Origin of the sequence: Agromyces sp. NDB4Y10, assembly GCF_001620055.1 — a bacterium.
GTDB lineage: Bacteria > Actinomycetota > Actinomycetes > Actinomycetales > Microbacteriaceae > Agromyces > Agromyces indicus.
The window spans coordinates 1-11,458 of record NZ_LQGY01000064.1 but is presented as its reverse complement, the minus strand read 5'-3'; the positions used below and the strand labels follow the sequence as shown (position 1 = coordinate 11,458).

The 11,458-nt window shown below is 69.7% G+C and carries 7 protein-coding genes; 3 read left to right on the top strand and 4 right to left on the bottom strand.

The window, feature by feature from the left end:
- Positions 1-181: 181 nt before the first annotated feature.
- The 4 genes from AVP42_RS14795 to AVP42_RS14780 are packed head-to-tail and all read right to left on the bottom strand — an operon-like array spanning position 182 to position 2,766.
- Positions 182-613 (bottom strand): hypothetical protein, encoded by a 432-nt coding sequence (locus AVP42_RS14795; protein ID WP_067950397.1) that lies wholly within the window; start codon positions 611-613, stop codon positions 182-184.
- Positions 610-1,257, bottom strand: coding sequence for a hypothetical protein (locus AVP42_RS14790; RefSeq protein ID WP_067950396.1), 648 nt, complete (start codon positions 1,255-1,257; stop codon positions 610-612). Before AVP42_RS14790 ends, AVP42_RS14795 begins: the two co-directional genes overlap by 4 nt.
- Positions 1,258-1,266: 9 nt before the next feature.
- Positions 1,267-2,454 (bottom strand): hypothetical protein, encoded by a 1,188-nt coding sequence (locus AVP42_RS14785; protein WP_067950394.1) that lies wholly within the window; start codon positions 2,452-2,454, stop codon positions 1,267-1,269.
- Between the two features lie 15 nt (positions 2,455-2,469).
- Positions 2,470-2,766 (bottom strand): hypothetical protein, encoded by a 297-nt coding sequence (locus tag AVP42_RS14780; protein ID WP_067950392.1) that lies wholly within the window; start codon positions 2,764-2,766, stop codon positions 2,470-2,472.
- Positions 2,767-3,077: 311 nt separating this feature from the next.
- On the opposite strand from AVP42_RS14780, the gene rpoB reads away from it, so the two are divergent.
- The 3 genes from rpoB to AVP42_RS14765 all read left to right on the top strand — a co-directional run bounded on the left by rpoB (position 3,078) and on the right by AVP42_RS14765 (position 11,348).
- Positions 3,078-6,569, top strand: a complete 3,492-nt coding sequence (gene rpoB, locus AVP42_RS14775) for a DNA-directed RNA polymerase subunit beta (RefSeq protein ID WP_067950390.1) — start codon at positions 3,078-3,080, stop codon at positions 6,567-6,569.
- A gap of 41 nt (positions 6,570-6,610) precedes the next feature.
- Complete coding sequence (gene rpoC / locus AVP42_RS14770; RefSeq protein ID WP_067950388.1) at positions 6,611-10,513, top strand: DNA-directed RNA polymerase subunit beta'; 3,903 nt, start codon at positions 6,611-6,613, stop codon at positions 10,511-10,513.
- Between the two features lie 154 nt (positions 10,514-10,667).
- Complete coding sequence (locus AVP42_RS14765) at positions 10,668-11,348, top strand: hypothetical protein (protein ID WP_157356863.1); 681 nt, start codon at positions 10,668-10,670, stop codon at positions 11,346-11,348.
- Positions 11,349-11,458: the final 110 nt, after the last annotated feature.

Sequence of the window (11,458 nt, the reverse complement as noted above, 5' to 3'; positions counted from 1 at the left end):
AGCCGACCCCCTCGGGCAGCGCGGGTGCCAGCCAGTCGCCGTCGTCGCGCACGCGGCGGAGCCCGGACACGAGCTCGCGCGCGAGGTCGACCACGTGCGCCAGCATGGGCGGCGGCACCGGGTCGAGCGTGGCCAGCACGAGCTCGTCGTCGCCGGCGAAGCACCACTGCAGCCCCGCGAGCTACTCGCCCGTGCCGCCGGGCATCGGCGCGCCGTGCACCCACTCCGCCCCGTCGCCGAGCCCGGCGCCCTCGATGCGCGTCACGAGCGCGGTTCGCGGCGCCGCCCGGAGGTCGCGCGCGACGGCGGCACGACCGGGCGACGGCAGCACCGCGATGCGCAGCGTCGCGCACGCGGGAGCGGTCGGCGAGAGGAGGAAGAGGACGAGTCCCTCGTCGCCGCGCGAGTCGAGGGCGTGCTCGAGGATCGCGGGCAGCAGCTCGACCGCCTCGGCGGGCCAGTGCGCGGCGGAGGCGGCGGCGTGATCCGCGGCGCGCGCCGACCACGCCGCACGCGCGTCGCCGACGAGATCGCGGGGGAGCGGGAGGGCCCAGGGGACAGGGGCGTCGAGGAGCAGGTCGTCGCGGCGGCCGGCGGCATCCGTCGCGGTCATGCGCGCCCCGCGCCCGCCGTGTCGGACGTGGACGAGCCGGGCGGCAGCCAGCGCAGCGTGGCGACGTGGGCGTCGATCGCGAACCGCGTCGCCGCGAGGAGCGGGTCGTCCTCGGGGGTGTCGGGCTCATGCGGCAGCACCGCGGTGAGCAGGAGTGCCCTCCGGCGCCCCGACCCGGGCACGGGCGTGAGGTACCGCACCGTCGTCACGCCGATGCGGACGGCCTCCTCGGTGCGCACCTCGCGCGTCTCGAGGCGGATGAAGCGGCGGTCCTCGCCGAGTGGCGTCGCGCCGCGCGCGATGAGCCCGGCCACCAGGTCGTCGAGCGTGGCCCCGTCCGGACCGGTCTCGATCGCGGCCGTGACCGACGCCGGCACGAACGGGGCGTCGCCCTCGCGCTCGAGCTGCATCATCACGGCGACGCCGCCGCTGCGTCGCAGCCCCGCGAACGCCCGCTCGACGGACGCGCGCGCCGCCGCCCACAGGTCGGGGCGATGCGCGGCCATGAGGCGTTCGCGCAGCCGGGCGAGCAGCAGGTCGCGCGACTCGTCGCTCGCGTCGAGCCGGGCCCACCCCTCGGGGAGCAGCATCGCGAACTCGGGATCGCGATCGGCGCCGAGTGCGGCGCGCAGGCTCTCAGTCACCACGCGAGCCTACCGATCCGCGCCCACGACGCCGTCGTAGAGGCGGCTGTACAGGCCCTCGCCGGTGCCCCACGAGAGGCCGGTGTTCACGCGGCCGAGGTGCGTCCACCAGGTGCCGATGAGGATGTCGGCGGGGCGGGCCGAGCCGAGGGAGCCCGCGGCCTTGCCCGTGAAGAACCGGGCGAGCGAGTCGACGAGGCGCCCGTCGGTGCCGTGGTTGCGCGCGAAGTGGGAGAAGCCGTTGCGGATCGCCTCGACGCCGGAACCGGAGAACCGGAACGCGGCGCTGCCCGAGCCGAGGATCGTCGACACCTCGGTGCGGATGGCGCTGCGGCCGGCACCGGTCAGCAGGCCGCCGAACACGTCGTCGGCGAACTTCGGCGTCCCGATCTTGCCGAGGCTGCCGAACGGGATGACCCCGATGGCCGCCAGGATCACCTCCTTCCAGCCGGTGTCGCCTCGGGCCTTCCGGTAGATGGTGAGCGCGAGCACGGTGATCGCGACGACCGCCGACAGGGCGCCGATCAGCGGCCCGGCGATGACGATCGAGGCGATGGCGAGCGCGAGGCCGACCCACTTCAGCACCTCGAGCGTGCCGGCGACGAAGCCGTCGACGCGATCCCAGAAGCCGTCCTCGATGCGGCCGTCGAGCACGTCCCCCACGTTCGCGGCGGCCCGTTCGAAGGCCGCCTCCCAGGTGTCGTAGTCGTCGTCGAAGGCGGTCGCCTCGTCGGACCACGCGTCGTACGCGGCCTGCTTGGCCCGGTCGAGCCCGGCCTGGTCGGCGGCCTCCGGGCTGTCGGCATCGGCGGCCGCGAAGGGAGGACGCTCGCCCTCGCGGAAGCCGGGGGCGCGCAGGTACGCCTCCCACAGCTCGTCGCACTCCTCGGCGTGCGCGTCGAGTCGCGGCTGGAGCTCGGCGAGGGCCTCGCCGTACGCGCGGACGACCGGCCCCGTGGGGCGGTACAGCTCGCCGGCGAGGCGCAGCTCGCGGTGCACGTCGCCGACGACCTCCGCGAGCCGGTCGACGGCGAGTCCCTGCTGGCCGGACGCCCCGTCGGCGATCGCCTGAAGGGTCGCGGCGCTCTCGATCATGTCGGTCCCGAGCTGCTCGATCTCGGTCCCGCGGCGCCGGATGGTCGCGGGGTCGCCCTCCAGGTGACGGATGGCGCGACCCTTGGGGGTGTACGGGTGCATTCGGGTGCCCGCGTCTCAGTCGGCCGTGAGGCCGGTGGCGGTCTCGGCGTCCCACGCGCGGAAGCCCTCGAGGACGCCGTGCACGTGCTCCTGCACGCCCGCGACGTCCTCGGCGAGGTTCTGCCGCCGGTTGTTCCAGCGGTCCTCGAAGTCCTCGACGGCCTCGCGCAGCTCGTCGCGGCCGAACGGGTCGCCGATGGCGGCCTCGAGCACGTCGGCGCGAGCGGATGCCTCGCGGAGCTCGGTCGTGATGGCCTGCAGCTTCGCGTCGAGCTCCGCGAGCCGGTCGTACGTGATGAGGACGTCGGTCATGGCTGCCTCCGTAGGGTCGTCGCCACGCTACGACGGCGCCGGGCGCGGGGTCGATGGGGAGCGATCCCCATGCCGACGGGGCCGGGAAAGCTGGGTTATACCCGAGATTCGCGGAGAGGTCAAGAATCGACTGGACATGGCGCGTCTCGCGTTCTATGCTTGACCTTTGCGCTCCCAGACCCACTATGCCTTCATATTGCGGTCGGCTTCTGCGTGTCGGGTGTCCCGGCATCCGCACTTCGTCTGAGGGGTCAACTCCAACCACCACCGACAGTGAACCGGCCCCCGAGGGGGCCATGGAGGTCATTTCCTTGGCTGCTGCGCGCAACGCATCCACGCCCACCCCCAAGAACGGACGCGGTGCAAGCCGCCTCTCGTTCGCGAAGGTCACCGACACCCTCACCGTACCCGACCTGCTCGCCCTGCAGACCGAGAGTTTCGACTGGCTCGTCGGCAACGACGCGTGGAAGGCGCGCGTCGAGGCGGCGGTCGAGCAGGGTCGTCAGGACCTGCCCGAGACCACCGGTCTCGAGGAGATCTTCGAGGAGATCTCGCCCATCGAGGACCTCGGCGAGACCATGCAGCTCTCGTTCACGAACCCCGAGCTCGAGCCGCCGAAGTACACGATCGACGAGTGCAAGGAGAAGGGCAAGACCTACTCCGCTCCGCTGTACGTCAACGCGGAGTTCATGAACCACCTCACCGGTGAGATCAAGACCCAGACGGTCTTCATGGGCGACTTCCCGCTCATGACCCCGAAGGGCACCTTCGTCATCAACGGCACCGAGCGCGTCGTCGTGTCGCAGCTCGTCCGCTCGCCCGGCGTCTACTTCGAGCGCACCCCCGACAAGACGTCCGACAAGGACATCTACTCGGCGCGCGTCATCCCGAGCCGCGGCGCCTGGCTCGAGTTCGAGGTCGACAAGCGCGACCAGGTCGGCGTGCGCATCGACCGCAAGCGCAAGCAGTCGGTCACGGTGTTCCTGAAGGCCCTCGGCCTGACCTCCGAGGAGATCCTCGAGGAGTTCGCCGGCTACGAGTCCATCGCCCTCACCCTCGAGAAGGACAACATCCTCACGAAGGAAGAGGCGCTCAAGGACATCTACCGCAAGCTGCGTCCGGGCGAGCAGGTCGCCGCCGAGGCCGCGCGTGCGCTCCTCGACAACTTCTACTTCAACCCGAAGCGCTACGACCTCGCCAAGGTCGGCCGGTACAAGATCAACAACAAGCTCGGCCTCGAGGCCCCGCTGACCGACTCCGTCCTGACCGTCCAGGACATCGTCGCCACGATCAAGTACCTCGTCGCCCTGCACGAGGACCGTCCGACCCTGCCCGGTCGCCGCGGTGGCAAGGACGTCGAGATCCGCCTCGACGTCGACGACATCGACAACTTCGGCAACCGTCGCATCCGCGCGGTGGGCGAGCTGATCCAGAACCAGGTCCGCACCGGCCTCTCGCGCATGGAGCGCGTCGTCCGCGAGCGCATGACCACGCAGGACATCGAGGCGATCACCCCGCAGACCCTGATCAACGTGCGACCGGTCGTCGCCGCGATCAAGGAGTTCTTCGGCACCTCGCAGCTGTCGCAGTTCATGGACCAGAACAACCCGCTGGCCGGCCTCACCCACAAGCGCCGCCTGTCGGCGCTCGGCCCCGGCGGCCTCTCGCGCGACCGCGCGGGCGTCGAGGTCCGCGACGTGCACCCCTCGCACTACGGCCGCATGTGCCCGATCGAGACGCCGGAAGGCCCGAACATCGGCCTCATCGGCTCGCTCGCGTCGTTCGCGCGCATCAATTCCTTCGGCTTCATCGAGACGCCGTACCGTCGCGTCGAGAACGGCAAGGTCACCGACCGGATCGACTACCTCACGGCGATGGAGGAGGACGACTACATCGTCGCCCAGGCCAACGCGCCGCTGAAGGCCGACGGCCACTTCCAGGAGGAGCGCGTCCTCGCCCGCAAGAAGGGCGGCGAGGTCGACCTGTTCCCCGCCGACGAGATCGGCTACATGGACGTCTCGCCGCGCCAGATGGTCTCGGTCGCGACCTCGCTCATCCCGTTCCTCGAGCACGACGACGCGAACCGCGCCCTCATGGGTGCGAACATGCAGCGCCAGGCCGTGCCGCTGCTGCGCAGCGACTCGCCGTTCGTCGGCACGGGCATGGAGGGCTACGCCGCGATCGACGCCGGTGACGTCATCACCGCCGACAAGGCCGGTGTGGTCGCCGAGGTCTCGGCCGACGCCGTCACGCTGCAGCTCGACGAGGGCGGCACGCAGACCTACTACCTGCGCAAGTTCGACCGCTCCAACCAGGGCACGTCGTACAACAACCGCGTCGTGGTCTCGGCCGGCGACCGCGTGGAGGCCGGCGAGGTCATCGCCGACGGTCCCGCGACCGACAACGGCGAGCTCGCGCTCGGCAAGAACCTCCTCGTGGCGTTCATGCCGTGGGAGGGCCACAACTTCGAGGACGCGATCATCCTCAGCCAGAACCTGGTGAAGGACGACGTCCTCTCCTCGATCCACATCGAGGAGTACGAGGTCGACGCCCGCGACACCAAGCTCGGCAAGGAGGAGATCACCCGCGACCTCCCCAACGTGAGCCCCGACCTGCTCGCCGACCTCGACGAGCGCGGCATCATCCGCATCGGCGCCGAGGTCCGGCCCGGCGACATCCTCGTCGGCAAGGTCACGCCGAAGGGCGAGACCGAGCTCTCGGCCGAGGAGCGCCTGCTCCGCGCGATCTTCAACGAGAAGAGCCGCGAGGTCCGCGACACGTCGCTCAAGGTCCCCCACGGCGAGCAGGGCACGATCATCGGCGTCAAGGTGTTCGACGCGCAGGACGGCGACGACGAGCTCGGCTCGGGCGTCAACCAGCGCGTGGTCGTCTACATCGCCCAGAAGCGCAAGATCACCGAGGGCGACAAGCTCGCCGGCCGCCACGGCAACAAGGGCGTCATCTCGAAGATCCTGCCGGTCGAGGACATGCCGTTCCTCGCCGACGGCACGCCGGTCGACGTCATCCTGAACCCGCTCGGCATCCCCGGTCGAATGAACTTCGGCCAGGTGCTCGAGACCCACCTCGGCTGGGTCGCCAAGCAGGGCTGGAAGGTCGACGGCAACCCGGAGTGGGCCAAGCGCCTGCCCGAGGTCGCCCGCGAGGCTGAGCCCGGCACGAAGGTCGCCACGCCCGTGTTCGACGGTGCGCTGGAGGAGGAGATCGCCGGTCTGCTCGACTCGACGCTCCCCAACCGCGACGGCGAGCGCCTGATCGACTCCAGCGGCAAGACGCAGCTGTTCGACGGCCGCTCGGGCGAGCCCTTCCCGTACCCGGTCTCGGTCGGCTACATGTACATCCTGAAGCTGCACCACCTCGTCGACGACAAGATCCACGCGCGTTCGACGGGCCCGTACTCGATGATCACCCAGCAGCCGCTCGGTGGTAAGGCGCAGTTCGGCGGTCAGCGATTCGGCGAGATGGAGGTGTGGGCCCTCGAGGCCTACGGCGCCGCCTACGCCCTGCAGGAGCTCCTCACGATCAAGTCCGACGACATCCTCGGCCGCGTCAAGGTGTACGAGGCCATCGTCAAGGGCGAGAACATCCAGGAGCCCGGCATCCCCGAGTCCTTCAAGGTGCTCATGAAGGAGATGCAGTCGCTCTGCCTGAACGTCGAGGTCCTCTCGGCCGACGGCACCGCGGTGAGCCTCCGAGACACCGACGACGAGGCGTTCCGCGCCGCGGAGGAGCTCGGCATCAACATCTCCGCGCGCTTCGAGTCGTCGAACATCGACGAGATCTGATCCGCCAGGTACGAGAAGACTTCAGGAATCTAGGAGAGAAATTGCTCGACGCAACCACGTTTGACGAGCTCCGTATCGGCCTGGCCACCGCCGAGGACATCCGCAAGTGGTCCTTCGGTGAGGTCAAGAAGCCCGAGACGATCAACTACCGCACGCTGAAGCCCGAGAAGGACGGCCTCTTCGGCGAGCAGATCTTCGGACCCAGCCGCGACTGGGAGTGCGCGTGCGGCAAGTACAAGCGCGTGCGCTTCAAGGGCATCGTGTGCGAGCGATGCGGTGTCGAGGTCACCAAGTCCTCGGTCCGCCGTGAGCGCATGGGCCACATCGAGCTCGCCGCGCCGGTCACGCACATCTGGTACTTCAAGGGCGTGCCCAGCCGTCTCGGCTACCTGCTCGACATGGCGCCGAAGGACCTCGAGAAGGTCATCTACTTCGCCGCGTACATGGTCATCGACGTCGACGACGAGGGTCGTCACGCCGACATGCCGGGCCTCGAGAACGAGCTCCGGCTCGAGATCAAGACCATCGGCGACGCCCGCGACGCGCGCATCGCCGACCTCATGAAGCGCAAGGAGGAGGAGCTCGCGGCCCTGGAGGCCGAGGGTGCCAAGGCCGACCAGCGCAAGCGGGCCGAGGCCGCCGCCGACAAGGAGATGGCCGGCGTCCGCAAGTCCGCCGACGAGCAGATCGCGCACCTCGAGCGCGTGTGGGAGGACTTCCGCACGCTGAAGGTCGGCGACCTCAAGCCCGAGGACTCCGTCTTCCAAGAGCTGCAGGACCGCTTCGGCATGTACTTCGAGGCGTACATGGGCGCCGAGGCGATCAAGAAGCGCCTCGAGTCCTTCGACCTCCAGGCCGAGGCCGACGACCTGCACCTGCAGATCGCCGAGGGCAAGGGCCAGAAGAAGATCCGCGCGATCAAGCGGCTCAAGGTCGTGAACTCGTTCCTGCAGACCGGCAACTCGCCGGCCGCGATGGTGCTCGACGTGGTCCCCGTGATCCCGCCGGAGCTCCGTCCGATGGTCCAGCTCGACGGTGGCCGCTTCGCGACCTCCGACCTCAACGACCTGTACCGCCGCGTGATCAACCGCAACAACCGCCTCCGCCGCCTGCTCGACCTCGGTGCGCCAGAGATCATCGTCAACAACGAGAAGCGGATGCTGCAGGAGGCCGTCGACGCGCTGTTCGACAACGGCCGCCGCGGTCGCCCCGTCACCGGTACCGGCAACCGCGCCCTGAAGTCCCTGAGCGACATGCTCAAGGGAAAGCAGGGTCGCTTCCGCCAGAACCTGCTCGGCAAGCGCGTCGACTACTCGGGTCGTTCGGTCATCGTCGTCGGTCCGCAGCTCAAGCTGCACCAGTGCGGCCTGCCGAAGCAGATGGCGCTCGAGCTGTTCAAGCCGTTCGTCATCAAGCGCCTCATCGACCTGAGCCACGCGCAGAACATCAAGGCCGCCAAGCGCATGGTGGAGCGTTCGCGTCCGCAGGTGTGGGACGTGCTCGAGGAGATCATCCGCGAGCGCCCCGTCCTGCTGAACCGCGCGCCCACGCTGCACCGCCTCGGCATCCAGGCGTTCGAGCCGCAGCTGGTCGAGGGCAAGGCCATCCAGCTGCACCCGCTCGTCTGCGCCGCGTTCAACGCGGACTTCGACGGCGACCAGATGGCCGTGCACCTGCCGCTGTCGGTCGAGGCCCAGGCCGAGGCCCGCATCCTGATGCTGGCGTCGAACAACATCCTCAAGCCGTCGGACGGCCGTCCGGTGACCCTGCCCTCGCAGGACATGATCATCGGCCTGCACCACCTGACGACCGAGAAGCCGGGCGCCGCCGGCGAGGGCCGCGCGTTCTCGTCGATCGCCGAGGCGATCCTCGCGTTCGACCAGAACCGTCCGGGCGAGCTCGCGCTCGACCTCGGCGCGAAGGTGAAGATCCGCCTCGCGGGGCTGCACTTCCGCGAGGGCGAGGCCCCCGAGGGCTTCGTGCCGGGCGAGCCGTTCCTGCTCGAGACGACCCTCGGTCGCGCCCTGTTCAACGAGGCGCTGCCGGAGGACTACCCGTACTTCAACGCGCAGGCCGGCAAGGGCCAGATCTCGGCGATCGTCAACGACCTCGCCGAGCGCTACCCGAAGACCGAGGTGGCCGCGACGCTCGACCGGATCAAGGACGCCGGCTTCCGCTGGGCGACCCGTTCGGGCGTGACCGTCGCGCTGTCCGACGTCGTCGAGCTGCCGCAGAAGCGCGAGATCGTCTCGAAGTACGAGAAGCAGGCCGCGAAGGTCCAGTCGCAGTTCGAGAAGGGCCTCACGACCGACCTCGAGCGTCGCCAGGAACTCATCCAGATCTGGACGAAGGCCACCGACGAGGTCGCCAAGGCCATGCAGGAGGAGTTCGCGTCGAACCAGGACAACACCATCAACCGCATGGTGACGTCGGGTGCGCGTGGTAACTGGCTGCAGGTGCGCAACATCGCCGGTATGCGAGGCCTGGTGAACAACCCGAAGGGCGAGATCATCCCGCGCCCGATCATCTCCTCGTACCGCGAGGGGCTGTCGGTGGCGGAGTACTTCATCGCCACGCACGGTGCCCGCAAGGGCCTCGCCGACACCGCGCTCCGTACGGCGGACTCGGGCTACCTGACCCGTCGTCTGGTCGACGTCTCGCAGGATGTCATCATCCGCGAGGACGACTGCGGCACCGGCAAGGGCCTCGAGATGCCGATCGCGGCGACGGATTCCACGGGCACCCTGGTCCGCGACCCGAACGTCGAGAACTCGGTGTTCGCGCGGAGCCTCGCCGCCGATGCGGTGAACGCCAAGGGCGAGGTCGTGGCCGAGGCCGGCGACGACGTGGGCGACGTGCTCATCGACAAGCTGGTCGCGGCGGGCGTCGAGTCGATCAAGGTCCGCTCGGTGCTGACCTGCGAGTCGGCGGTCGGCGTCTGCGCGAAGTGCTACGGCCGGTCGCTCGCGACGGGCAAGCTCGTGGACATCGGCGAGGCGGTCGGCATCATCGCCGCCCAGTCGATCGGCGAGCCGGGCACGCAGCTGACGATGCGTACCTTCCACACCGGTGGTTCGGCCTCGGCCGACGACATCACGCAGGGTCTGCCCCGCGTGCAGGAGCTGTTCGAGGCCCGCACCCCCAAGGGTGCGTCGCCGATCGCGGAGGCCGCAGGCCGCATCACGATCGACGAGACCGAGAAGCAGCGCAAGGTCATCCTCACGCCCGACAACGGCGACGAGCCGATCGCGTACAACGTGCTCAAGCGCTCGACGCTGCTCGTCGAGGACGGCCAGCACGTCGAGCTCGGCCAGCAGCTGATCGTCGGCACCGTCGACCCGAAGGAGGTCCTCCGGGTCAAGGGCGTTCGCGAGGTGCAGAAGCACCTGGTGAACGGCGTGCAGGACGTCTACCGCTCGCAGGGCGTGCCGATCCACGACAAGCACATCGAGGTCATCGTGCGCCAGATGCTGCGCAAGGTCACCGTCGTCGACCACGGCGACACCGACCTGCTGCCCGGTGAGCTCGTGGACCGCTCGAAGTACAACGAGATCAACCGCGCGGCGCTCACCGAGGGCCGGAAGACGGCGTCGGCGCGCCAGGAGGTCATGGGCATCACCAAGGCCTCGCTCGCGACCGAGTCGTGGCTGTCGGCCGCGTCCTTCCAGGAGACGACCCGCGTGCTCACGCAGGCCGCCATGGAGGGCAAGTCCGACCCGCTGGTGGGCCTCAAGGAGAACGTGATCATCGGAAAGCTGATCCCGGCGGGCACCGGTCTGAACAAGTACCGGAACGTGACCGTCGAGGCGACCGAGGAGGCGAAGGCGGAGCGCTACCCGAACCGCATCTTCTCCGACGACGCCGCGTTCACCGAGGGCGACCTCAGCTTCGTCGACTTCGACTCGTTCTCGAGCGACGACTTCACCCCCGGCAACTACAGCTGACGCGAGTGCGGCGGCGTCCGCGCCGCCGCACGCGCACCCGAAGGGCCCCGGAGCGATCCGGGGCCCTTCGGCGTTTCGGCGACGCGTGCGCGGGCTGACCCGCCGTCGGCGGCCCCGGTCGTAGACTCCGGGCATCCCCGTCGAGAGGTTGATCGTGACCGAGACCCCGAACGAACCGACCACCCCGCTCACGCGACGACCCGTGTTCTGGCTCATCGTCGGCGCCGTCCTCCTCGGGATCGCCGTCGTGGTGGTCGTCGTCCTCGGGATGTCGGGCGGTCGCTCGCCCGAGCCGTCGCCCACGACCAGCGCGCCGACTCCGACGTCCGAGGCGCCCAGCACGCCGCCGTCGGAGCCGCCCGCGACCTCCGACCCGGGCACGCCGTCGGCCGTGGTCATCCCGACCGACTGCGCCGGGATCTACACGCGCGACTGGGCGCCCGAGCTCGGCGGCCTGGTCCTGAACCCCGCCTGGTCGGAGGACGAACCGCTGTGGGGGTCGAACGATCGCGGTGCGATCACGATGCTCGAGGGCACGGCGGAGCTCCGGTGCGCCTGGGTGCAGGAGGCGGGCGGCGGCGACGTGGGCATCATCACCAACGTCGCGGGCCTGACGCCCGAGCAGCAGGACTCCATGGCCGAGTACTTCCCCGACGCCGGGTTCACCTGCTACGAGGAGCTCGAGGGCACGCGGTGCGTCATCGAGGAGACCACCGACGCGGGCGAGTGGGGCGAGTCCCACTTCCTCCGCGAGGGCGTGTGGATCGCGACGCGGTGGGCGAACGTGAGCCCGGAGGGATACACGCACGACATCGTCGCGGCGATCTTCGGTTGACGGCGCCGTCCGGCACGTCCTGAACGGCACTCCCAGACCGTCTCGCTAGGATCGCCGGCGGTCGACCCTGCCGATTCCCCCGATCCGCGACCACGGAGTGTTCCCCCATG